The 24,749-nt window shown below is 45.3% G+C and carries 16 protein-coding genes; 1 reads left to right on the top strand and 15 read right to left on the bottom strand.

Annotated elements, in window-relative coordinates; all coding sequences use genetic code 11:
- Window positions 1-133: 133 nt before the first annotated feature.
- Window positions 134-1,012 carry a cysteine synthase CysM gene (cysM, locus tag EJO50_RS04475; protein WP_125971862.1) on the bottom strand — a complete coding sequence of 293 codons (879 nt, stop codon included), beginning with the start codon at window positions 1,010-1,012 and terminating at the stop codon, window positions 134-136.
- A gap of 138 nt (window positions 1,013-1,150) precedes the next feature.
- Between cysM and EJO50_RS04470 the strand changes: the two genes are divergently transcribed.
- Window positions 1,151-2,509, top strand: coding sequence for a sodium-dependent transporter (locus EJO50_RS04470; protein WP_125971860.1), 1,359 nt, complete (start codon window positions 1,151-1,153; stop codon window positions 2,507-2,509).
- A gap of 47 nt (window positions 2,510-2,556) precedes the next feature.
- On the opposite strand, the gene EJO50_RS04465 is transcribed toward EJO50_RS04470, so the two are convergent.
- The 14 genes from EJO50_RS04465 to galU all read right to left on the bottom strand — a co-directional run bounded on the left by EJO50_RS04465 (window position 2,557) and on the right by galU (window position 24,491).
- A complete protein-coding gene (locus EJO50_RS04465) occupies window positions 2,557-3,690 on the bottom strand; it encodes an MFS transporter (RefSeq protein ID WP_125971858.1) in 1,134 nt (377 codons plus the stop codon).
- Window positions 3,691-3,694: 4 nt separating this feature from the next.
- On the bottom strand, window positions 3,695-4,024 hold the full coding sequence (locus EJO50_RS04460; protein WP_125971856.1) for an EscU/YscU/HrcU family type III secretion system export apparatus switch protein: 330 nt from the start codon (window positions 4,022-4,024) through the stop codon (window positions 3,695-3,697).
- Complete coding sequence (gene fliK / locus EJO50_RS04455) at window positions 4,014-5,069, bottom strand: flagellar hook-length control protein FliK (protein WP_164521428.1); 1,056 nt, start codon at window positions 5,067-5,069, stop codon at window positions 4,014-4,016. Before fliK ends, EJO50_RS04460 begins: the two co-directional genes overlap by 11 nt.
- A 2-nt stretch (window positions 5,070-5,071) precedes the next feature.
- The gene (locus tag EJO50_RS04450) at window positions 5,072-5,464 is read right to left on the bottom strand and encodes a DUF2802 domain-containing protein (RefSeq protein WP_125971852.1); all 393 of its coding nucleotides are present in this window, start codon (window positions 5,462-5,464) and stop codon (window positions 5,072-5,074) included.
- A 35-nt stretch (window positions 5,465-5,499) separates the two neighbouring features.
- On the bottom strand, window positions 5,500-5,817 hold the full coding sequence (locus EJO50_RS04445; RefSeq protein WP_125971850.1) for a flagellar protein FliT: 318 nt from the start codon (window positions 5,815-5,817) through the stop codon (window positions 5,500-5,502).
- Window positions 5,804-6,265 (bottom strand): flagellar export chaperone FliS, encoded by a 462-nt coding sequence (gene fliS, locus EJO50_RS04440; RefSeq protein WP_125971848.1) that lies wholly within the window; start codon window positions 6,263-6,265, stop codon window positions 5,804-5,806. The genes EJO50_RS04445 and fliS overlap by 14 nt, the downstream gene beginning before the upstream one ends.
- Before the next feature lie 48 nt (window positions 6,266-6,313).
- Complete coding sequence (gene fliD, locus EJO50_RS04435) at window positions 6,314-8,740, bottom strand: flagellar filament capping protein FliD (RefSeq protein ID WP_125971846.1); 2,427 nt, start codon at window positions 8,738-8,740, stop codon at window positions 6,314-6,316.
- Between the two features lie 44 nt (window positions 8,741-8,784).
- Entirely contained in the window at window positions 8,785-9,168 is a 384-nt protein-coding gene (locus EJO50_RS04430) for a flagellar protein FlaG (protein ID WP_125971844.1), read from the bottom strand.
- A gap of 74 nt (window positions 9,169-9,242) precedes the next feature.
- Window positions 9,243-10,874 (bottom strand): flagellin N-terminal helical domain-containing protein, encoded by a 1,632-nt coding sequence (locus EJO50_RS04425; RefSeq protein ID WP_125971841.1) that lies wholly within the window; start codon window positions 10,872-10,874, stop codon window positions 9,243-9,245.
- Window positions 10,875-11,007: 133 nt separating this feature from the next.
- On the bottom strand, window positions 11,008-18,780 hold the full coding sequence (locus EJO50_RS04420; RefSeq protein ID WP_125971840.1) for an FkbM family methyltransferase: 7,773 nt from the start codon (window positions 18,778-18,780) through the stop codon (window positions 11,008-11,010).
- 64 nt (window positions 18,781-18,844) lie between these two features.
- Window positions 18,845-19,933, bottom strand: a complete 1,089-nt coding sequence (locus EJO50_RS04415) for a DegT/DnrJ/EryC1/StrS family aminotransferase (protein ID WP_125971838.1) — start codon at window positions 19,931-19,933, stop codon at window positions 18,845-18,847.
- A gap of 4 nt (window positions 19,934-19,937) precedes the next feature.
- Window positions 19,938-20,930 (bottom strand): NAD-dependent epimerase/dehydratase family protein, encoded by a 993-nt coding sequence (locus tag EJO50_RS04410; protein ID WP_125971836.1) that lies wholly within the window; start codon window positions 20,928-20,930, stop codon window positions 19,938-19,940.
- Between the two features lie 12 nt (window positions 20,931-20,942).
- Complete coding sequence (locus EJO50_RS04405) at window positions 20,943-23,279, bottom strand: glycosyltransferase family protein (protein ID WP_125971834.1); 2,337 nt, start codon at window positions 23,277-23,279, stop codon at window positions 20,943-20,945.
- Window positions 23,280-23,618: 339 nt separating this feature from the next.
- On the bottom strand, window positions 23,619-24,491 hold the full coding sequence (gene galU / locus EJO50_RS04400) for a UTP--glucose-1-phosphate uridylyltransferase GalU (protein ID WP_233702217.1): 873 nt from the start codon (window positions 24,489-24,491) through the stop codon (window positions 23,619-23,621).
- Window positions 24,492-24,749: the final 258 nt, after the last annotated feature.

The raw sequence follows: 24,749 nt of genomic DNA, 5'->3' as shown, positions 1-24,749 counted from the left end.
AAAAACCAGTCACTTAATGCCTTTCTCTGCGAAATCGGACTCTTCTTTTTGCTCTATCGCTTAACGCTTAAAATCTGCTCTCCATGAAAAAATTAATCAGGAGGCGTTTAGTCCCGAAAAAAAAGCAGACCTGTTACGCAGGGAATACGCCGGTCGAAAGATAACGATCCCCACGATCACATACAATGGAAACAATCACTGCGTTTTCCACTTCTTGCGACAATTGCAAGGCGGCTGCCAAAGCACCACCCGATGAAATTCCTGCAAAAATACCTTCTTCCCTTGCCAGACGACGCGTAGTTTCTTCAGCAAGTGCCTGATTGACTTCCATCATGCGATCCAGCTTAGAAAAATCACAAATACCAGGAACGTACTCAACGGGCCATTTGCGAATCCCCGGAATTTGCGCGCCATCACAAGGCTGTACCCCGATGACTTGTACCGCTGGATTTTGCTGCTTTAAATAACGGCCCGTGCCCATAATTGTGCCAGTTGTACCCATACTCGATACAAAGTGGGTAATCAAACCCTGGCTATCCTGCCAGATTTCTGGCCCTGTACTTTCAAAATGCGCCAGCGGATTATCACTATTAGCAAATTGATCAAGCACGATGCCCTGCCCTTTTTCCACCATTATTTGCGCCAAATCACGAGCGCTTTCCATGCTTTCTTCCAAAATCACTTCCGCACCGTAAGCTTTCATGCTTTGTACGCGTTCAATGCTGGCGCTCTTGGGCATAATTAAAACCATTCGATAACCCATGACTGCAGCGGCCATCGCCAGGGCAATACCCGTATTGCCCGAGGTAGCTTCGATCAAAGTATCGCCTATTTTTATATCACCCCGTAACGCAGCGTGCCGAATCATGGATAATGCAGGCCGGTCTTTAACAGATCCAGCAGGGTTATTGCCTTCAAGCTTCACCAAAACAATATTACTGCTGTTGCCAGGCATTCGTTTTAGACGTACTAAAGGCGTATGGCCGACAAAGTCTTCTAGATACTTAAACATGCAGAGCTCCGTTTTCTTGCCCTGATTATACCCGTGCCTGCCCGACTAGCACTCAACAAGTAAGCTAAGCGTGCATCTGAAGCACGGGTTAAAGACATAAACATCACTTAATTTGCTTTCAAGAACAGGAAATACATTATGAGCAGTTCATCCCGCGACGGATTCACCTCTACCTTTGGTGTACTTGTTGCCACTCTGGGCTCCGCTGTCGGCCTTGGCAATATCTGGAAATTTCCTTACCTGACGGGAACCAACGGTGGAGCAAGCTTTTTGCTGGTTTATATCATTGCCACACTTTTAGTTGGCTTACCTGTAATGATTACGGAAATCATGCTGGGCCGTGCATCCCGGGCCAATGCCATCACAACCTTTGAAAAGCTGGCTCCAAAAAACCAGAAGGCCTGGAAACTGGTTGGCTATATGGGTGTTGCCGCTGCCGTGCTCATTCTGTCTTTTTACACCGAAGTAGCAGGTTGGGTTTTTGCCTATATTTTTAAAGCACTCTCAGGGCAGCTTGGCTCTACCGACCCGGCTCACACCAAAGCTGTATTTGGTGAGCTGGTCGCCAACCCGCAATCGGCGCTAATTTGGCAATGGCTTGTGCTCGGCTTTACTGGTGCCATTGTTATGTGCGGCGTATCCAAAGGCATTGAAGTCGTTAGCAAAAAACTGATGCCGGTGTTATTTTTGCTGTTGATTGCTCTTTGTATCCGCAGCCTGACTTTACCCGGAGCAATGCAGGGCCTTGAATTTTTATTTACCCCGGACTTTAGCAAAATCAATGCAGCCGTCATTTTGACCGCAGTCGGATTGGCTTTCTTCAAGCTATCTATCGGTATGGGCACGATGCTCACTTATGGCAGCTATTTCCGCGCCGAGCAAAATATTCCACTTACGGCAACCCGCGTGATGTTTGCTGATTTAACGGTATCTTTACTTGCCGGAATGGCTATTTTTCCAGCTGTATTTGCTTTTGGCTTTGAACCGGCAGCAGGCCCTTCCCTAGTATTTATCACTATTCCGGCAGTGTTTCACAGCATGCCGGGCGGCAGCATCTTTATGGCGCTGTTTTTTATCCTGACGGCCATTGCTGCTACCGGTGCTATCTTATCTATTTTGGAAGTACCTGTTGCCATGCTAATTGAACGCCGCAACTGGAGCCGTAAAAAAGCCACCGCTATCAGTATTTTGACTATTGCTCTCGTTGGTGTGCCTGCCGCTTTATCACAATCACTCACGGCCAGCTGGAAATTATTTGGCATGAATGCTTTTGATTTATTTGATTACATCAGCTCAAATATTCTTATGCCCGTAGGTGGTATTTTAATTTGCCTGTTTGCAGGCTGGTCTTATGGATTGCCCAAGCTAAAAGAAGCGTTATCTAATGGCGGTACTTTAAATAATCCCGCTCTAATTAAAGTACTGTTTATTTTACTGCGCTATGTTGCACCACTATTAATCGTTATTATTCTTTTAAATGGTTTTGGGTTAATTTAAGCTCTATTTGAAAAAGGCATCACGGGGATACCCGCGATGCCTTTTACTTAAGCTGGCCAGGTCATTTTTCTGACCAAGATTGCAATTACCAGCGCCCCCATTGCCACAAATACCAACCCCCAGGTCAGGCTACTGGTATGCGCAATAAAACCAATCATAGGCGGCCCCATTAAAGCGCCAATCGATCCCATCGTTGTCACCGCAGCCAGCGCCACGGCTCCCTGCCTTGCTGCTGCCATATAGACACAAGGTGATACAGCAGCTACACCCAAACCTACCACAGCAAAAGCGATCAGCGAGGGGATCACCCCTCCTATCGCCAGGCCTAGTAATAGGCCCATCCCTGCAAAACCACTACCTGCAAACAAAAGTTTTCGGCTCCCCCAGCGTGTACGCCAGCCATCTCCAAACCAGCGAGCCAGGAGCATAGCACCCGAAAAGCTTGCCAAACCAAGCGGTGCAATCCACTGCTCAGCATTTAGATCATTGCGTAAATATAATGCAGTCCAATCAACCATTGAGCCTTCAACAATAGTACCAAAAAGAGCGATTAAACCCAACAAAACAGCCACCCCCGTAGGCAATGAAAAATGCTTGCCTCCTGCTGCTGCAGACTCAGGGCGATCGACCAATAAGCGTGACGAAGCCCACAGCACAGCCCCCCAGATCAGCACAGCCACAATGCACAGATGCAAAGATAAATCAGGTGAAACGCCCGTCATCAAAGAGGCAAAAAGTGCAGCAGCCAAACCACCCAGACTAAACACGGCGTGCAACCTGGACATAATCGGCTGACCGCTTTCTAGCTCTACCGCCACACCCTGCGCATTCATCGCCACATTTAAACAGCTATGCGCCACACCCTCAAAAACCATAATAACCAGGGCAAAACCATAATTAGGGGCAAAAGCCAAAGCAGGCAGAACCAGAGGCAAGGCTAAACCGGCCCCCAGGCACACCTTTTTTGATCCAAAACGTTGTAGTGCAGCAGTGGTTACCGGAAAGGAAAAAACAGCCCCCAATCCCGCAGCCAAGAGCAAAAAGCCAACCTGTGCCGGATCTAAATTAAGTTGTAATTTAATAGCGGGTAAACGGGAAGCCCAGCTACCGTAGTTAAAACCGAGGGCAAAGAAAAGCGCGGCAACTGCGTAAGTTACCTTTTTTAAATGATGGCGAAGCATGGGTTTACTCTGGCTGATCGTTGGCAATGGGCGGCAAATCAAAAACAGGTTCAATCGCTGTTTCTCCGCGCTCCAGATGATAAATGAAGGCCAGCAATTCGGCGATGGCACGATAAAGCTGAGGAGGGATATGTTGATCTAAATCTACTTGCATCAGCATCGCAACCAGTTCTGGCGATTCATGCACAAACACGCCTGCCTCCTGAGCGCGCTCGATAATCCGCTCGGCCAATAAGCCTTTGCCTTTGGCAACTACACGAGGGGAACGACTGCCTTGCTGATAAGCAAGTGCAACAGCCTGCTGACGTGTACTCACGGGGTATTTACGTGGCATTCGCAGGCTCGGTTGTTACTACCTGACTAGACACCAAAGTGAGACCGGCCGCTTCAAAACGATTTTGTAAAGACTGGGTTTCGGCAAGAATTTTATCAGCAGTTTCAGCAGACGCTTCAAAACGTAAAGCAAACTCACCACCACGTAAAACAGCAACAATCCCCACATTACCTAAATTAGGCAGCTGCAAATCCATCCTTGATTGCCAGCCACGCTGAATTTCATCTTGCTCGCCACGGCCTTCACGCTCGTTCTCGACTTCTACTTCCCAGCGCACAGGCTGCCCCGGCCAGGCCTGTCCGTTCCACACAACGGGGCGCTGCTCCAGCACATCAAGCTGTTGTTGAACCAAGTGGCGCAATGTGGCACTGGCATCGGGAGCCAAAGTAGTTTTTTCTGAGCTGGCCTCCTCAGGCATAGCCACAGGTGCTGCATTTTTTTCAGCCATACCGGCTGCAGAAGCCTGCAAGGGCAATTTAAGCAGCCCGGCTTGTGGCTCCTTAAGTAAAGACTGCAAAGGCCGTTCGCCATTCACCCATTCGGCTTGATGTGATTCATAAAACAGGCCGCTATTAGCCAGTTTTTGTGCCAGTTTATCTGCCAGCTTTGCAGTATCCGGTGAGCCTTCAAACAGTGCCCGAGCCTGATTTAATACAGATGCAAGCCCCTCTTTCCCCACCTCTCCCCTTGTGAAGAGAGATGATAAAAACCGCGCACCCTGACTAAGCACCATTTCTTGCGGCAGGGCTGGCTGAGGCGTTGCACTACTATTAATCGAAAAAGTGAGTTTAGGATTGCTGCTTACCACGGTCAGATCGAGCTTTTCGCCAGGCTCGGTGTTTCTAGGTAAATTCAGATCCAGTAATTGATCTTTAATCAGGACGGCAAAACGGCCATTGGGCAACAGACTTGCCACCGTGGCATGCACGCGTTCGCCCACCGTATAGCGCACATCATCGGCAGATATGCGCGTAACTTCAGCAACACCCTCTTGCGCTTTGAGGTAGTGCTGAACCAAGCTGATAGGGCTGGTGCCGGGTAACATGATTATCTTTGTGTGCTGGATCGGTAGAGGGCAACAATTAAATCTGCCTCGCCACGCGATATGCCGCATTGATGCGCAACACTATTTGAATCGGCGCCCAATTTAGCCAAGCGAATGGCGTGACTATAGGGGCTCTCCTGACTGGACTCTAAAACAACCTCAGCAGGCTGACTCCACTCCGCTTGCGTTGCAACAAGACGTAACTTAAGGGCATCCATTTCAAACCGGAGCTGGGCAATTTCCTTTCGAAGTGCATCCACCTCAAAAGAATCAGGACTCACCTCTCTATGCACGGAGGCTTTGCGCATAAATAAAAGCAGTTCAGCCACATAAAATAAAATCAATACGAGGCTAATATAAAGCAATTGAATCCAAGTAATGACAATGCCATTCATTAGACGATCCCCCCGCCGGAGCTGGCAGGCCGTTATTAGACGTCATACGCGCGTTGTAGTTTTCCGGTGTTATACATATTTTGCAAAAGTGCAGCCAACTCCCCACGTTGGCTGATCGCCCTTTGTTCCAACTCCTGCACGTTTTGATTACATTCTTGTAAAAGCTCGGCAAGCTGCTGCTGCTCCAAACTCGTTAACGTGCTCCATTGAATCATAGGCAAATTCGAACTTAATTCTGCAAAAAACTGCGATTGCAACAACATATTATCCCAATCTTCTGCTTTGGCAGCAGACAGCATTTTTATCGTACATGCTTTTAAATCTGTATATACAGAAAAATCAGATACGCCCATAACTTAAAATACTCCGGTCTTGTTCATCCCGCTCAGGGGCCGACATGACTGATTCTACTTTACTAAACCCAATAGACAACCAAGCATCTTTTAACTGATCAAGTAAACCCAGCATCTCATCCAACCGCTCTGGTGTATTATTGATATTCGCTTGCAGTAATTCAAAGCTAATATAATCGTATAAAGCATCCAGGTTTTCTGCTAACTCTCCGCCATTTTCTTTGTCTAAGGCCAAACGTAAACCATCTTCAATTATCGCAATCGCCTTGGAAATAGCAGCACCTTTTTGCGCAATAAGGCCCTGCTGCATATAAATCTTACCTAGCTGAATCGCTTTAATTGCCCCCTCAAAAAGCAAGACAATCAACTGATGCGGGCTGGCAGATTCAACCACGGTATCCAGACTCGTTTGTCCGTAAGCAGAAAGCGCTTTTTTGACAGCACTCATAGGAATGACTCTCTAAAATATTTCAATAAACACCGCAATTAATTCAATTTATTTTGGCAGATTAGCAAGCTGAGACGTTAAGTTGTTACTCGTATTTCGCATGGTGGCAATAGCAATATCCATAGCAGTAAATTGCTTGCGATACATGGCTTCGGTTGCATCATACTGACGATTCATACGTACGCGCTTTGCCCCAAGCTGAGCAATGCTTGCATTTACGCCATCTGTTTGCTTGGCAACCAGGCCGGTACGATCCCTGACCATTCCATCCAACAACTTATCCAGAGCAAAAGCAACGCCACGATTAAATGACACCGAGCCATAATCCCCTGCTGTACTCGCAGTTACAATAAGACTCAACCCTTCACTCGCCCCAGTACCCGTTAAAGACTGCCCTGTGCCTTTCGCTTTTTCACCACCAACCAGCCCTTCTACATCAACACCTGCGGCATAGGTATATCCAACAGTTGGGCCGGGTGTATCAGAGTACCCCCCAACAACAAGCCCTAAAGTAGCTGCCGCTGTGCTCGTTGCAGCATCACCGACTCCGGTAATTTTAATTTTTGAAGCGCTGCCATAAAGGCCTGAAGACAGATCGAATTGACTTGTTGCCTCATTAAATGCAACTCCGACGGTCTTTCCTCCCCGAACTAAAGAGTCATCGCTATTAATTTTAGATTGCATTTCTGCAGCCAAATCAGCCATCGTAGCGTAACTGCCTTTTGACAGGGTAATCGACTGGCTATTTACGCCATCAACAGAAACCATAAGTGTCTTGTTATTATCATCAATGGTAATTGGCTTAGGAGCAGACCCAATAGTTAAAGCCATTGAATCTTTTTGTGTTGTTGGCGGCGTGCCCGCAGCCACTCTTTCACGACTAATATCAAAATTCTTATTCAGCTTATTGTATTCCACTTTCACCGTATCACTACCTGATGTAAATAAAGTGGAATCTGCTTCAATTTTTAACTTAATCTGAGTCGCCAGGCTCTCCGTAGTGTAATCGTTATGATCCAGCGTCAGGCTCGCACTTACCCCACCTAAAGTAATATTTTTGGTAGCATTACTTGTATCAATTTTAAAAAAAGGCAGTGTAGAGCCACTATATTTAGCCTGCGTTGCAGGCTTTGTAATCTCGATGGCATATTTACCTGATCGCGTTGCCAAAGACCCCGATAAAAAAGTAATTTGATTACTACTGGCCACCCCATTTACAGTAAACAAATTGGCTACATCACCAGGGTGATTGGAAATAGCAGCTTGTAATTTAGCTTCATTAAGCGACAAATCACCCTTGGGCGTTGCGCCCCCAACAATAGTGCCTTTCGCATCTGTTTGATAACCCGAGAATGACACACCAATATCACTTAACGATTTAAAATAACTCCCTTCGCCCTGCATTTCATTCACAACAGAGCGCATTTGGTTCTGTATTGCACGAATAGCTGAATCACCATTTAATGGTGCTGCTTTTGCAGAAGTTGTGGCATTGCCCGGTGTATAACTGGATACATCCTTAAGCGTTTTATTTAACTCGTTATAAGCTTTAATAAAACCTTTAATAGAATCTTTAAGACCTGATAAATCCGCACCAATTGTAATAGTTGTTGGCGCTAAAGTAGTAGCCCCAGTACTGGTTGGGGGCGACACTTTAGTGAGATTTATAGTTAAACCCTGAATTGCATCCGATACCGAATTGGTGGGTTTACTGACGTTAATTCCGTCAATTTTAAACTTTGCATCTTTTGCAGACTGCGTTTCAATTAAATTACGTGCCCCGGCAGGATCATAGGCCAAAACGGATAATCCTGCCGTATCTGTACTATTTCCGTCTGAATCTGTAACTGTTAATTTAATTGAATTTTCAGCACCCGAATCTTTACTTGTTAATACTAAACGGCTACCTGTGCCATCATTCAAAATACTGGCACTGACGCCTTTATTTGCTGAATTAATTGCATCACGAACACCGGCTAAACTATTGTTTTTATCCGTGATATCAATTGAAAAAGCCGCTTTTTTAGCATTAACACTAAAGGTGTCATCTCCCGTTGCATCAGTGCCATGTCCATCTACCGTGCCAAACTGTAAAGTCAGTGTCCCCGTACCCAAACCAGTATTAATGCTGCTAAAAGCATTGGACGTCAGTTTCTGATTCTGGGCTAATTGAGAAACCTCAAGGCTGTAAGATCCCGGCTGGGCAAGGCTGTTTGAATTCACGGTTGCAATGGAAGCGTCAGCAAGTGAGGCAGTAGTGCTTCTAAAGGTTTGCACACTGGACAAGCCTTTCAAGGAGGTCTGAAAAGCAGCCAACGCACTTTTAACCGATCCATAAGCAGATATCTTGGCTTGATACGAAGCTTCTTTAAGCAGCAAATTTTGCAATGGTGCTTTTTCAGCCGTCATCAGCTTTTCAATCAGGCCATTAAGGTCCATTCCTGAACCCGAGCCTAAAGAAGCAATAGAAGCCATGATACCCTCACTAATTAATCTATCTATTCAACGTATCGGCATAATTACGCGCGATCTTTAATCAATAATCCCTGAAAACGATCGATTGCTTTCGCAATTGAAATCGCTTCTTCACTTGGAAATTGCCGAATCACTTCTTTTGTTTTGGTATCAATCAGTTTCACAATAGGCAGTTTCGTCTCTTCCTCAACAGAAAACTGCAAAGAATTCGAAAACCCCTGTACCGCCTGATTTAACTTCTCAACGGCCTGCTTAACATCTTTGCTATCTGCAACAGGCTTCAATGCCTGCACAGCATCAGGACTAACCTTCACAGGCTCCGCACTCGCAATCTTGGCCAGATCGCTCGGGGGCGCATCATGAAAGCGCTCATTAACACTTTTTGTCGCAACAGGCGGTACAAGCGACGATGTAGATTGAATATCCATGATACACCTTCCTGTAGAAACGCCCTGACAACACAAGTTTGTCAGGGCTTTGACACTTCATGTCAAACTAGATCTTATCCGCGAAGCAAGCTTAATACTTGATTTGGCAATGCATTGGCCTGGCCTAACATTGCTGTACCCGCTTGTTGCAAGACCTGAGCCCTGGTCAGAGCAGCTGTTTCGCTTGCGAAGTCTGCATCTCTGATCCGGCTACGCGCTGCACTCATGTTTTCTGACGTTGTGGCCAGGTTATTAATCGTAGCAGTGAAGCGGCTCTGTAGTGCACCAAACTTAGCACGTTGATCATTTACTGTCGACAAAGCGTCATCGACAACGCGTAGAGCCTGGTTGGAGCCTTCAACGGTTGAAATATCGAGTTTTTCAACGGTTTTCAGTGAGGAGGCATACGCCGCACCACTAGTGAGTGTTGTCGTTGTAGAAGAGCCACCCACCGCAAGTACACCAGAAGCAAAACCCGCGCCACTCGTTGTAACTGAGTAGGAATTTGTGGAGTTCAGAACGATCTGACCACCAAAAGTAACCACACCCGAACCCGCTGCCGATGTAGAAATCGCACCCGCCTGGCCGCTAGACATAAACTGGATCGCGCCACTTGAGTTGACTGTATCCATATCCCATTTGGTTACACCACCACCAAAACCGCTGACATTACTCGGGTCATTACTTAGAGCAATATTAGAGCCATCTGCGGCCGTGAGTTTCAATGCGTATTGCGTAGTTTGAGTGGAGTCCTGGAAAGTCGCCAGCTCAGCAGAAATACCTGTTTTGGAAGACTTGGCATTAAAGGCCTGGATTGCCTGCGAGTATTCATCCGCTTCAATTTTGCCATTATTGTCCAAATCATTCACGTTAAATGATACGGATTCAAATGTACTGCTCTTCGATGCCGCAGTTAAGCTGTAGGTACCTGAAGCCAGGCCCAGATTCACTTCTGTCCGCGCTGTGGCAGTAACACCCGTACCTGCAGCATTAATCTTATTGGCAATATCTTTTGCCATATCCGTACCGGAAACAGAAATATTTGTTCCATTAATACTGAAAGTGCCTGATGAAGTCACCGCCGCACCGTTCACGTTCACAGTACCGGTGGCTCCTGCTGTCACGGTGGTAGAGCCTGAAACAGAATTAGTTGTCGCTAAACTACCCGTGCCGTTACCCACCCCCATCTGATAAGTACCATATTGATTGGTACGCAGATTGGCAGTATTGGCCGTGATAGTCTGATTGGTATTGGCACCAACCTGGTAAGTTGCAGCGGTAAAGCTACCATCAAACAATTTCTGACCGTTAAACTCGGTCGATGTTGCAAAACGGTCCAGCTCCGATACAAGCTGCGTCACTTCGGAGTTGATCGCCAGACGGTCATTTGATGTGTTGGTGGCATTGGCAGATTGAACGGCCAATTCACGTACACGCTGTAAAATATCACCCATCTGACCTAAAGCGCCTTCACCCGTTTGCGCAAGCGACACGCCATCATTGGCATTACGCTTGGCTTGATCCATCCCTTTGATCTGGGAAGTAAAACGCTCGGAAATCGCCAGACCTGCCGCATCATCCTTGGCACTATTAATGCGCAAACCCGAGGACAAGCGTTGCAGAGAGTTGGTTAAGCTCATTTGCGAGGTATTTAAATTACGCTGCGCATTGAGTGATGGTACGTTGGTGTTAATGACTTGAGACATGATGCTACCCCTTGCTTGTCCTGGAATCGATGCTTAATGTTTCAGGCATATAAGTAAGCCCTTGTATGCTTTATCGGAAAGCCACCGACAAACTTAAGGACTATTTGTAATCTTTTTTTCCTGAGCCAAAGACCTAAGCAGGTAGCCATGCTGCCCGCCATTTATCCAGATTAATGCCTTGCAGCATCCAGTCTTTTAGTACCGCCTCTTTTAATGCATCACCACTTTGTGCATTAGCATCGGGGTCAGATAAATGCTCACGTATCGCATCAACCCAATCTTTATGCTTATTTCTCACCCGGGTAACCGGCAAATTATTACGGTATGGCGCAATATCCGTGCAAACAACAGGAAAACCACAAGCGCCGTACTCCAGCAACCGCAAATTACTTTTACATTGATTAAAGATATTTTGCTCTAAAGGTGCCAGAGCCAGATCCAAATTCAGGCTGGCTAATTTTGCCGAGTAAAGCCCGATTGGTACGCCCGAATGAAACTCATGCACAAAGGGGCGCAGCTTATCTGGGCACATCCCAAAAAACACCCACTCCACCTCATCAGCCAGAGCCTTGACCACCCCCTCCAGCAGCTCTAGGTCACCGGTGTGGCTCGCCCCGCCAGCCCAGCCTACGCGCGGCTTTTTACCCTGATTACGTTCGGAATGCAGATCCCCCCAGATAGGTACAGGCAAATAATTATTCACCACATGCATCAGTGAATGCATACCTTGGTAAGCATTCGCCAGCTCATCTGTCGACACCACAAAACGGTCAACAAAGGTAAGCGCCTTGCGCAAAGACTTCACGACGTCTTTCGGCATGTTCGCGCGATGTGCACTTTTCAAAGGAATATTTGGCAAATAATCATCCAGCTCATACACCTTAAATGATGGTGAATAGAGCTTGGATAATCGCAAAAATGCCAGCTGTGATTCCGAAATTTGGCGTTGATAAACCATCACATCAGGTGCTAATTTAGCCAGTTCAAACGCAGGAAATAACTCGAATGCTACAGCCCCCTCAAGCAGCTGTGACTCAAGCAAGGCAGCAAAGGGCTGCAAAATACGATATTGGCCACACCCCGTCCGGTCAGCCGGATGGCAAAGCACCACAGGTAAAGGCTTCCAAGTTAAAGGCTGCCAAGAAAATAATGTGCGATGCTCCAGCTCAAAACCATTACCACTCAAGGTTAAGTTTTTATTATATGCTGGGTCATTGCCAATCTCTGACAACCACTTGCGATACATCGCCTCTTTCTCAACTTCCAAACGTTTTTCTTTCATTGCAACCTGATCAACATCTATCCGAGAAATACTCACATTGGCTTCATGCATCACCACCGAGTAAGGAGTCCAGACAATAAGCAGGCCCAAAGATCTAACTTTCAGGCAAAGATCAATATCATTATAAGAAACCTTAAACTCGGTCTCGTCCATGCCATTAACCTGCTGATAAACTGACTTTCTAATCATCAGGCATGCAGCAGTAACCGCAGAATAGTTTTGATCTAGCTGCAAACGGTGCATATACCCCGATCCAGCGAGGGATGCGCCAATAGCAGGATGCCCGGCAGGACCACATAACCCCAAAAGCACGCCGGCGTGCTGCAAAGTGCCATTAGGAAATAGTAATTTCGCCCCGACAATCCCCACATCTGAGCGCTGAGCATGATGCAGCAATGCACTCAGCCAATCGCCCTGCAAAATAGCCGTATCATTATTAAGTAGTACTAAATACTCACCACGCGCAGCCTGCACCGCCATATTATTGATTGCTGAGAAATTAAATGCCTCTGGGTAGGAAAGCACCCGGATTTTTTCTTTATCAAGAACGCTAAGCTCCGCAAGATAATTTTTTGCCTCCGCACTTACACTCTGATTATCAACAATAATAATTTCATAATGGGTATACGTAGTTTTCTCTAGCAAGGTCTCAATACAGCGCTGCAACATCGGCAACTGATCTTTAGTTGGAATAATAATACTCACTAAAGGTTGCGTTTCGTGCTGATACGTCAGCCGCAGACTACCGATAATATTCCCAGCCTCAATGCCTGCTAACTGTTGCCTACGCAATAGATGAGACTCAACCACCTGAGCAAAGGCCAATTGCCTTTGAGCATTATCTAGCGCACGCCCCCAAGTCAGCTGCAAATGGCAAGCTACTTCGGTAATATGACCAATCGCCTTACTGCCAAAAGCGTCAAAAGTATTAAATATCAAATCAATCTGTTCAGAAAATTCAAACAAAGACAGATTCAGACTCGGCAAAATACTCGGCTGAAATAAAATAAAACCATCGCAATAAGGAATACTGCGAGCCAAATCCACATTAAAATCGGGTTTAAAACGAGGATCGCTCGGTTCTGATAATTTATTTAAAAAATCATCATCGAAATAAACCAATTGCCAGTGACTATTTTCCACAATTTGCTGAACAGCAAGCAACAAGCCGTTTTCGGACAATAAATCACCCGCTTCAAGCAGACCTTGCCAATCGAAATGATGAGCCTCTGCATCCTGTAAAGCCAGCCTGTAATGATCTTGTGATGCCCTAATCCAGCGAATACCGCCACTATCTTTTTGCGAGAGCGGTGAAACAATGGCAATTTTAATATTGCGGTACAACTGATCTGTAATACTCTGAATTGTTTTAACAACCGCGCCTAAATCACCTGTGCGATCAATAATATAAACACAAATACTAGGCTCACCGCGCTGAGCCAAATGCTGATCAATTAAACCCGCCTGTGCCCGTGTAAATTGCTGCTGCGATAGCCACTGCATATATTCAAAATTGATTGCCCGAGGATTATGCGCTGGCCCCTGATGCCCCACCGCTACCGTCATCAAACCCCTTTCAAAGGCAAGCAGAGGCAATAAGGGAGCCAATTGCGACTGATATAAATCAGCAGCAAAACGCCCACCCGCCAAACGATACAAACCCTTAAAAACAAGGCTGCGGCACCAGAACATTCCACTCATAGGGTATTCATAGGCTAGCTCAGAAAGCTCAAATCCTAAGCACGCAGCTATTTTAGAAGCGGAGCTAGCCTGCTCTCCACCAGAGCCATCAAAGTATGCTCGTAGCAGATTATTTTCTGCTGCAACAACACCAAAATTTGGATTTGCAGCCAGCCATTCAAAGAAAGAAGCCCCTGTTTCCACAATAGGCAATAAAGAATCCCAGATCGCCCCCTGTTGCTCTTTTTCTTCGGCACTCGCCACTTGGTTCGCATGCAATTTACCGATGTACTCGTATCGATTCAGATCTAGCTTTTTAACTACATCTAAAAACGGCACCATATCCTGTTCATGATTGCCATATATATGGCAATAAGCACCAGGAAATTCCTTCTGTATACGTTGAGAAAGCTCAGCAGCAATCGATTCTGTTGTGATGATATGCAAATCAAATGGCAAAGAAATCCGCGAAAACCGTGCAGAAAGCGCTGACCATCGTTCCGAGCACCCAATATAAACCAGCAATAAAGCACGAGGAAGATCAGCTTGTAGAGCAACTAGAGAAACCTCTTCTCCTACCAATTGATCTACAGCCATATGATTTAAATAATGCACATGATATAAAAAATCAGGTAAATGAGAGAAAACATGCCCCTGACCATGAGCCAATACATGCTGCGCATAATCATGCAAAGCAGCACTCTCACCTTCTTGTTTAAATCCTTGCAGCAATAAGAAATACTGGCGATTCAATAAAGCAAATGAAGCAAACCCTTGCTGCAACGTACTCAGCACATGAGCATGGTCATAGATACGCGGCGCACTATGCAGGCCTGATTTTTCCAACACATCTTCATTGGAATAAACCAGCTTCAGCTTTTCATCCGAAACAAAAGCATCCAACATCAGTAATAGGGCGTGAATAGCTAATTCATCCCCTGCGCGCAGCACGCCAAAACAATCACTTTCCGTGTTATTAACTAATTTATTAATTTCAGCCCACGGATGGGCCGTATATTGCTGATGGCGAATTGCATTGACCCCATCATTGGAAACAGAAGGAAGAATAGAAACAATTGTTAAGCTTAAATCCCCCTGATAATACTGCTTAGTGATTGAGTTTATGCTGCGAGCAACCGCAGCTAAATCACCTTTTTCATCCAGAATAAGTAAATGAACGCTAAGCGTGCGTCTAGCCTCATTCAAACGCTGGCTATAAAAATCAAGATCGGCCTGATTTAAAGCCCCTTGTTTTAATCGCAAACGATAGGCATGGCGCTGCTGATAAAGCTGCTGCACCCTAATTACTTCTGGAATAGCAACCTCTTTATTGCCTGATAGCGATTCATCAGACGACCAAAATAAGCCTGTCACAAATTCAATATGCTTTAGAGGGTATTTCTCCGCCATACGCAACCACATATCCTGATCGCCGATAGCAATATAACTTTCATCAAACAAGCCAAATTCATCATGCATGCGTTTCCGCCACATGGGGTGACACCCCACCATGCAATTATGCAAATGTAGTTCAAATGAATAGGGGGGCCAGTACTGCCCAGCCTGAATAATCGCCGTACCAAATTGCTGATGCGCAATATTTGTTAAGTAAGAATCCCCATAAACCAGCGCAAGTTGAGCATCAGCATCTAGCTCTTGCATTAATCTTTCGCAAGAATCGGCCCTTAGGCGATCATTTGTGCTCGCAGAAATCAGAAATTCTCCCTCTGCCATCTCTATTGCAAGATTCCATGCAGGGTAAATTCCAATCCGCTCTGGCGTACGGACATAGCGAATATTTTTATGCTTTGCTTGATAAGCTGCGACAATTTCACCTTCGTTTTCTGGTGAATTTGCATCAATTACAATAATTTCAATCTGATCTGCAACCGTTTGCGCCAGCAAATCATCCAAACATTCGGCAATAAAGGCCGCAGACTTATAAGTCGAAACCAAGACCGAAATGCGTGGCTTAATCGCCGTTTTTTTCACCACCCGTGGCACAAGATCATCGCAAGGGAAATGCTGGATAAATGTATTAAGCACCCCTTGAGCTTCATCTGCATATCCAAGACGCGCTAGGCTTTGGCTCAGATATAAAGCATGGGTTCGGTCTGTTTCATCTAAACCAAAAGCATAAACAAAACTCTCTAAAGCAGCTTCTTGCTGATCGATTAATTCACAATAACGGCCCCAGTTTGCATAAGTGCGCGCATATGCTGGATCAAGCTCTAATGCTTCATCCAGCAAATCACGTGCTTGTTTTTTCTGCCCCTGCAACAGAGCCACTTCAGCATCTATATTCAATAAGCGCGCCTTGGCACGCTGCAAAGCCTGTACCGCCAGCACTCGCTGATTAATAAATAGGGCCAGATTTAAGTGCTCTTGCCCTGCCAAACTAAGCTGCCAATCAAATTGCTGAGTGTGTAAATAGTCAGCCATAACTTTTACACCCTCACTCATTGAAGGCGCAGGGTCGGCAATGGCCACAAGGCTGACTTCCTGTAAGCGCGCTGGATCAAAGCCAAGTAAAGCAACCGCTGCGTCAACGGCACTAGAGAAGTAAATAAACTCAGGCGCGGGAAAACGCTCGGTCAAGAGATTCAAATCATCAGCACTATGGTGCAAGGACAAACTTGCTTCACTGACAAAATGAATACGTAGAGCATCAAACTGAGCGGAATCGGCCACAAACAAATCAAAATGAGTATTTGCTGCAAAAGTCGCCCGTAAAGCGGAAAACTCGCCACGCGTAATGGCCCCCAGCACAAAGACGCGCTGCAAGCGTTTATTCCACTCAGCCCCCTGCCAAAAGAGCGGTAAATCAATCGCGCACTCTAAAGACTCTACAGCTTGAGCTGCCACAGAACTTGGGGTGTTTTTCTTTTGATTAAGATAAAAAGAGGCCAAATCAACAAAAGCAGTATCACCGGGATGCTGATTTACAAATACTTGGCAAGCATCTAATGCCTGCCCACCCCCCCAGCGTGCCCATTGAATAATTAGGCTCCGATCATGGGGGGAAATCGATTGCGCCTTGGCAAAGCATGCTACAGCCTGCTGCTGATCCCCCAAAGCCAAGGATAATTTGCCCAGATTTTCCTGAGTAACCGCAAGCATCACCCCCTCACCCAAGGCCTCTTTTAATGCTATCTCTGCAACTAAAAAATCACCTTTAATCAGTAAGTCCTGAGCCAAAAGATTGGCTTTATGTGCTTTTACAACGGCAGGATGGGCATATTTTTGCAATAAAATCTGGTTAATAAACAAGGCATCGCCATGCACCCTTGTACCCAGCATGTCTTGGAAACCCAGCAATTTAAAATGCAGGCCAGACAATAGCTCATCTACCTCGGTCAGGGTATGAGCCCCCGCGTACATTTCTATCGTACTTGCTTCGGTATACACCAGTGCGGCATGGGGCAATGCCAACTCTAGTGCGCCTTGCAATGCCTGATACTCTACGCCTTGCACGTCGATATACAGTAAATCGGGTGGAGGCAAATCAAACTCACGAATCACACTATCAAGGCTACGAACCACAACCTCCACTTCATTGGCTTTTTCTACATAAGGGAAAATATCTTTATGTAATTTCAAATCAAGCAAAGAGCTAGATTGCAAATTATTTGTAACATTAAAAGTGGCAGTACCATCTTTATCACTAATTGCAAAAGGAAAAATCCGTACCCGCGGATCACTGGCAAAATTTTGCATTAGCGTGGCATAAACCTGAGGTAAAGGCTCGAACAGGTATATTTTCTCTAAGCAGGGGAAGGAGCTAAAAAACCACTCGCGCTCTTCAAAATAATGGCAGCCAACGAAATACACCTGCTTAATTAAACTGGCCATATCTGGGCGGACGATATAATCGAGTAAGCGCTCTCCTGGCGCCAAGCAAAAAGCCTGCTCATTAGAAACAGGAGACGCCAACTTAATCTGAGGCCAAGCCACCTGCCATTCACCGCGTAGCACTTGCCAATCCAATCCACCCCAAGCAGCAGGAGCCTGATTGACTAACACGCATTCAAGCCGGGTATTTTCTTTTTCATTTACACCAAAATTAAATGCGGGGCTCAGTGAGCGAACTCGTAATAAGGCAGCCTCAATCGCCTCCATATAGGGCACGAAAACATGCTGCAATACATTCTGATTAACAGGGTAATGCGGATGCTTTACTGCGGCGTAAAACCCTTGATCTAAGCGGGAAAAAGCATGGAAATGATAAAAAATCAGCGGCAATTCATCCACAATCACGCCTGAAGACGGGCTATCAAAAACATACTGCTGATGATTCCAAGGCGCAACACCTGCCCCAATATGCTTCAGAATTCGAACAAAAGGAAAGAGATGCGGCCATTGATCTAAATAAAGCTGATCGCCCATTTTTCCTGCTTCAAAGTGCATAAAGCACCACTCATTACAGCGAGCACGCCACCACTTTAAAACACTCAATGCCTCATCATGCTGGCTAAATGACAGCAAACCCACATTGAACCGACCCGCCTGAGGCTGTAAATACTCAAGCTCAGGAGAAAAACGATGCTCATGAATTAAAACCGAGGCTTCGCCCATTTCCGCAAAAATAAGCTCTGGGTCCGAATAAAAATAGAGATCTGCATCGAGGTAAGTCAGTGCAGGAATACTTGGATTACGCTCTAGCAAACGTAAAATAATAGTAGGTGTACAAGTCCAGTAATACTCAACTAGCTGGCGACTATGCTTTGCCGCAAGCAAAGCCTCGTCACCTTGCTCGATCTCATGCATAGGCACCGTAACCACGCCTGGTAACTGAAGCGTATCCAGCAGCACCCTAGAAATTTCATCATGGCAAACAGCAAAAATCTGCACCTCAGTCTGACTATGCCGTTGCAGGGATGTCATCATGGCAACGGCTTTCACCAGATAGTTTTTATCAAAATAGGTGCAGTAAAATCGTTTCATAAACGCTCCAGCGTTTTTTATAAGAAAACAGCCATTTAAGACAAACCCTTGTCAAACAATGACCCTACTCTTTATTCCAAGCCTTTAACCCAAGGCAAACCTGATCAATCTCTGCATCACCTAGCTCCGGATACATCGGCAAGCTCAAAAGACGCTGATATAAATACTCTGTATGCGACAAGGCTGCCTTTTGCCCATATGCTGCCTGCTGATGAATAGCCGCAGGATAATGGAGAGCCGTTGCAACCCCATAGCTTGCTAAATGCGATGCCAACTCGGTACGTGCTTCAGATTGCACCACATATAGATGCATGGCATGTGTCGCGCCTTCTCTTATTTTCGGCACGATGATGCCGCTATGCTGTAGCGCTTCTGAATACCGCCCAGCAATCGCCCTTCTTAATCCATTTCCAGACTCAAGATATTTTAATTTCACGCTTAACACAGCAGCCTGCAACTCATCCAAACGAGAATTAACGCCATGTGAATCACTGATATAACGTGTTTTCCAGCCATACTGCCTTAAGCATTGCAGACGATCAAAAACCGCCGCATCCTTACAAACCACAGCGCCCCCATCGCCAAGTGCGCCTAGATTTTTAGTCGGATAAAAACTAAAAGCCGCTGCATGGCCAAATGTACCCACCTTTTGCAACCCAATTGCTGCACCATGCGCCTGAGCACAGTCTTCAACCACTTTTAAATCATATCGCTCAGCAAGTGCCATAATTGCAAGCATATCAGCAGGCTGCCCATAAATATGAACAGGCACAATGGCTCGAGTTTTAGGGGTAATTGCCGCTTCAATCGCAGCGACATCAATACAATAATGAGAAGGACTAATATCCACCATTACAGGGCAAGCACCTGTCTCGGTAATAGCGCTCACGGTTGCAACTGCAGAATGTGATACGGTAATGACCTCATCCCCTACCACAATGCCAAGCGCCATTAAAGCGAGGCGCACAGCATCTGTCCCATTAGCCACACCAACCGCAAAGGGTGCGCCAATAAAAGCAGCAAACTCTTTTTCAAACTGCTGCACTTTAGGGCCAAGAATGTAAATACCGCTATCAAGCACAGCAGCAATGGCCGTATTAATTTCATCACGCAAAGCAACAACCTGAGCCTGGGGATTTGCGACAGAGATCATTTCATCAGCTCCAATAGTGAGCACCAAATTCCCGATAAAAACTTAATGTTTCTGCTAAGCCACTATCTAAGGAATGGAAGGGGACCCAGCCTAATTTATCTTTAATTAAATTATAATTTGCATAGTAGTCACCAATATCAATTGCTTTACGCTCGGCAGGAAACGGGACTAATTCAAACCGAGCCAAATCATCCAAATGACATAGGCAATCAGCTAAAGCATTTAGATTCAGAGGTCGGTGATCTCCAAGATTAAATACTTGGCCATTTGCCTCTTCAGATAATGCGGAGATCAGCATCGCTTCCACAACATCATCAACATAATTAAAGTCACGCAACTGCAAGCCATCGCCAAAAATTTGAAAAGGCTCACCACAAATTATTTTTTTAATCCATATACCCAAGAAGGTTTGCCTTGCGTCTTTTACACGCATTCTTGGTCCATATGTATTTGTTAAACGCAGTACAACAGAGCGAATACCATAGACCTGATTATAAAGCAGGTGATATCCCTCCCCTGCCATTTTATTAATCCCATTCACATCAACAGGATTTAACGGATGTTTCTCATCCACAGGCAGGTATTGTGGAGCCCCATAAAGCTGCCGTGTGCTGGCAAAAACCACTTTAACATCTGGGTTATGATGGCGGCATGACTCAAGAATAGATAATTGCGACTGTGCATTAATATCCAGATCAACAAATGGATTATGCATCGAATCAATATGGCTCGTTTGCCCCGCAAGATTAAACAAATAATCCTGCCCCTGAATAAGATATTTCATGGAATAAGGGTCACGAACATCAGAAATATTAACTCTGACCTGTTTTTTAATTGACTCAATATTCCAGACATTCCCGCCATATTCAGGGATCAGACTATCTACCAAAGAGACTTCTGCCCCCAACCCTACCAGACGTATAGCGAGGTTTGAGCCAATAAACCCCATACCCCCAGTAATGAGAACTTTCTTCCCCAAGAATAATTGCTCGTCCATGATGCGCCCTTTTTAAGCGAGGCCAACTATTTTTTCCAGAATATAGGTCACTTCAAACTCATCAGCGCCTGCATTAGCTGCAAACTCGATAAAACGAACAAAACGACACCCTTGAGAATAAAACTTCCCAAGTAGCTCTGCTTCATTATATCGAAGCTCAACAGTCTCCTCAGCATATGCAAATTTTTTATAATATTGCGTTGCTCTACTACGGCATACAGGGGTTCGATGCACAACAATATAGCGTTTTGCTACTCGAATCGTTTCTTGAATATGCTCTAAAGCATTCGTAACATGCAATAAAATACAAGATGAAATAACCACATCAAAACAATCATGATCAAACGGCAAATTCTTGCCATCAGCAACTTGAAAATCACCTTGAGGGTAATAATCTCGAGCCATATTGATTAATGCTTCAGAATAATCAACACCCGTATATACAATTTTCTTTTTTAAAAGATAGGGGATGATTTCTGCATAATAACCACTAGCGCAACCAATTTCTAAAACAGACTGGCCAGCAGTCAAAATAGATTGCAGGGCAAAACTCATTACACTAAAGGGTAATGGAATATCTCCCGCAAACATCCTGCTCAGCTCCTGCTGGACCAAAGCACGTTGACGGGCGGGTATAGCCTCAGATTTCCATGCCGTTAAGTGCTTCTTTTTAATCTGCCTTTCTGCAATTTCCTCTTTTCCATAAGAAACTTTACTCAAGGAAACAGCGGGCAAAGTTTGCGCGGCAACCTGATAATGTAAATGACGTTTTAATATTGCAGACGTTTCTTTTGCATTCACTCTATAGCTATAGTCACGTAAAGTCCTTACCTGCCCTGCATTAGCAATCTTTCTCGCCTCATCTGGCCGTGAAAGATAATACTCAATCAATGCTGCACACTCTGCTGCAGATCGATAAACAACAATTTCTTTGCCAATTTCAAATAGCTCGGACAAATTATCTTTATAATCGGTAATAAGTAATGCACCGCAGCCTGTTGCTTCAAATAGCCGCATATTATTTGCAAAGTGCCCTGCAACATCTATATGCCGATTCAGCGTGATCTGAGAGCGAGCAAGCTTTTCAAACATTTCTATCCCCCACACCTCACCATGGTGGCGTGCTTGAATAGCAGAATCTGAAGCAAGCAAGTCTGCACCATAGCCCCAGAAATCCATCTGAGTAAGGCCTGCCAGCGTCTCTAAAAACGCCAGCCCCTTACCATGGGAGAGAGAAAGCCCACCAACAAAGCTCACAGGGATATCCCGAGGCAGCCCCGCCACATCCTCTAAAACACGCTCATCAAATGCCAGATGCTGATAATAGGCGGTGATATTCTGCCGACGGAAATCATCAACAAAATGCGGGAAAGAACTCAGCAATAGATCAAATGCTTTTACATCAACATTAGGTACGGGAGATGCAATCTGGCCAACAATTAAGCGTGCATAGCGACGAGCCCAGCTAATTAACTCGGGGGTTGCCAGACTTAAATCCTGTAAATACACCACATCAGGTTTAAGTACTTCCAGCTGTTTTTCTATCAACTTATAAGCGCTTTGTGTTGCCCCATGCTCTTTAGCCCAAGCCGCTTGCAAAGGCCCTACATTAACAATCAGATCATAGGTTTGCCAGCCCATTGCATTTAAATGCGATGAGTAGAAATCTGCATCACCAAATCGGCTTGCTTGCAAAGCGGCAAGTTGATCGGCATAAGAGGCCGTAGCCAGATAAGGGTGGCCCTGATAGAATGCTTCTACAAAACGAGGGTAGTAAGTATTTATAAATATACATGAAAACTCGGACATACCTTGCTCTATCTGGTTTAAAGCAGGCTCTGCTACAAAAAATTCTTTTTTAATTTTTAATGCAACAATACCCTGGCCTGTTTTTACAGCATCAACAACGTCATACCATTTTTCTACAATATGATAATTAGGACGATCCCAATAATCATGAATAAAAACAATGCTTTCTTCTTTCAAATAGGGAATGATCTTTTCTGCACACCACCCTCTACCCCGGCCATCAATTAATACCTTATCAAATTTTTTAACTTTAAAATGCTCAACAAAATCAATATAAGTACTCACTTGATATTTTTTTGTCACAGGTGTTAATGGGAAATCAACGGGAACAAAATTATAATTTACATTATTAGCAATATTCGGCTTAATCTGATCAAACCACGCCCCATCATGCTCAATTGAATAGTACTGCCTTACAAACTGAGGAAAGTAGTTTGTAGAGCCTCCCGAGCCCCACTCCAGCATCACATCATTTTTATGCAAACGCCCTGATATAACCGCAATTTCCTCTTCAGACATCCAAGGTTTTTCGTATGTCATACCCCCCCCTTGCCTACTGCATACCATATTGCGCAAAAACGACCATAGCAAGCCCCTTAGGTATCTTGCTCCGCTTTAATATACAAAAATACACTCAAACTTCATAGCCTATTCTCGCCCCCAACTCCACTCATAATTCATATTTAGAAAAGAGCAATAAGCATGCTTCGCCAACCGACAAATAAAAAAACGGCTGCACTGCATCATAATGCATTGCAAGCCGCTGTAGCATGCTTTCAAGCCAATTAAATAAAAATCAGCCTTCGTTATGGCGTCATTTAATTAACAAAAAACAAGTAAAAACAACAAAAAAACACCATTACGTATATGCCCCATTAATTAACGAGAGCAAAGTTGTGAAACATAAACCGAAAACTCCTCCCCAACCTCGTGATGTTTCATGCCATATGCCATGGTTGCTTTCAGATAGCCCAGTTTAGAACCGCAATCATAACGGGTGCCGATAATTTTATGCGCCAGGATATGCTGCTCTTGCATCAGGGCGAAAATACCGTCGGTAAGCTGGATTTCACCCCCCTTACCCGGCTGCACGTGCTGCAAATGATGAAATACCCGTGGAGTAAGAATATAACGCCCTACTACCGCCAGATTGGATGCCGCTTCTTCCGGCTTTGGTTTTTCAACAATATTAACAATTTTTAGGCGACCATTGCCTTCCTGAACTTCAACAATGCCATAAGAGCCGGTGTCCTGCTGCGGCACCTGCTCTACCCCCAGGATAGAGCAGTGAGTATCGCTAAATACATCCACCATACGCTTCATTTCACTGGTGGAGCCACCATCAATCAGGTCATCGGCCAGAATCACCGCAAATGGCTCATCCCCAACGACCGGTTTTGCGCAAAGTACGGCATGCCCCAAGCCTAATGCTTCTGGCTGGCGGATATAAATGCAGCTTACTGACTTTGGAATAATGCCGCGCAAAATTTCCAGCAGCTCCTGCTTATCTTTGGCTTCCAGCTCGGCTTCCAGCTCATAGGCCTTATCAAAGTGATCTTCGATGCTGCGTTTGTTACGCCCGGTAATAAAAATCATCTCGGTAATGCCTGCAGCTAGCGCTTCTTCTACCGCGTATTGAATCAGCGGCTTATCTACTACCGGCATCATTTCTTTCGGGCTGGCTTTGGTCGCGGGCAGAAAACGTGTACCCATGCCAGCGACAGGAAATACCGCTTTACGTACTTTTTGCATTTGAAAATCCTGATATAAAGTAGAGAGTAAACCGAGTCTGAGTGCGGCACCCAGCACCTGATCTGCCTGGCGTTGAGCCAGTTCTTCCGGCCACTGGGACACAGCAGAGCGCCCAAGTCCCAGCGCATCGGCCAGACGGGTTTGGGTACCAAACAATTTGATTGCTTCGACCTTTCGCATAATGCAATGTTTATATAAATAAACAGGTACGTCAACCCAAATACCACCGTTCATAAATGTTTAGTGAAATGAACAACA

Origin of the sequence: Iodobacter ciconiae, assembly GCF_003952345.1 — a bacterium.
Classification (GTDB): Bacteria; Pseudomonadota; Gammaproteobacteria; order Burkholderiales; family Chitinibacteraceae; genus Iodobacter; species Iodobacter ciconiae.
The sequence above is the reverse complement of the archived record's forward strand: the minus strand, read 5'-3'. Positions and strand labels throughout refer to the sequence as shown.

What these genes read in the sequence shown, in the direction of transcription:
- cysM (WP_125971862.1), bottom strand. Translation starts at nt 1,012, where the DNA reads ATGTTTAAGTATCTAGAAGACTTTGTCGGCCATACGCCTTTAGTACGT.
- EJO50_RS04470 (WP_125971860.1), top strand. Translation starts at nt 1,151, where the DNA reads ATGAGCAGTTCATCCCGCGACGGATTCACCTCTACCTTTGGTGTACTT.
- EJO50_RS04465 (WP_125971858.1), bottom strand. Translation starts at nt 3,690, where the DNA reads ATGCTTCGCCATCATTTAAAAAAGGTAACTTACGCAGTTGCCGCGCTT.
- EJO50_RS04460 (WP_125971856.1), bottom strand. Translation starts at nt 4,024, where the DNA reads ATGCCACGTAAATACCCCGTGAGTACACGTCAGCAGGCTGTTGCACTT.
- fliK (WP_164521428.1), bottom strand. Translation starts at nt 5,069, where the DNA reads ATGTTACCCGGCACCAGCCCTATCAGCTTGGTTCAGCACTACCTCAAA.
- EJO50_RS04450 (WP_125971852.1), bottom strand. Translation starts at nt 5,464, where the DNA reads ATGAATGGCATTGTCATTACTTGGATTCAATTGCTTTATATTAGCCTC.
- EJO50_RS04445 (WP_125971850.1), bottom strand. Translation starts at nt 5,817, where the DNA reads ATGGGCGTATCTGATTTTTCTGTATATACAGATTTAAAAGCATGTACG.
- fliS (WP_125971848.1), bottom strand. Translation starts at nt 6,265, where the DNA reads ATGAGTGCTGTCAAAAAAGCGCTTTCTGCTTACGGACAAACGAGTCTG.
- fliD (WP_125971846.1), bottom strand. Translation starts at nt 8,740, where the DNA reads ATGGCTTCTATTGCTTCTTTAGGCTCGGGTTCAGGAATGGACCTTAAT.
- EJO50_RS04430 (WP_125971844.1), bottom strand. Translation starts at nt 9,168, where the DNA reads ATGGATATTCAATCTACATCGTCGCTTGTACCGCCTGTTGCGACAAAA.
- EJO50_RS04425 (WP_125971841.1), bottom strand. Translation starts at nt 10,874, where the DNA reads ATGTCTCAAGTCATTAACACCAACGTACCATCACTCAATGCGCAGCGT.
- EJO50_RS04420 (WP_125971840.1), bottom strand. Translation starts at nt 18,780, where the DNA reads ATGAAACGATTTTACTGCACCTATTTTGATAAAAACTATCTGGTGAAA.
- EJO50_RS04415 (WP_125971838.1), bottom strand. Translation starts at nt 19,933, where the DNA reads ATGATCTCTGTCGCAAATCCCCAGGCTCAGGTTGTTGCTTTGCGTGAT.
- EJO50_RS04410 (WP_125971836.1), bottom strand. Translation starts at nt 20,930, where the DNA reads ATGGACGAGCAATTATTCTTGGGGAAGAAAGTTCTCATTACTGGGGGT.
- EJO50_RS04405 (WP_125971834.1), bottom strand. Translation starts at nt 23,279, where the DNA reads ATGACATACGAAAAACCTTGGATGTCTGAAGAGGAAATTGCGGTTATA.
- galU (WP_233702217.1), bottom strand. Translation starts at nt 24,491, where the DNA reads ATGCAAAAAGTACGTAAAGCGGTATTTCCTGTCGCTGGCATGGGTACA.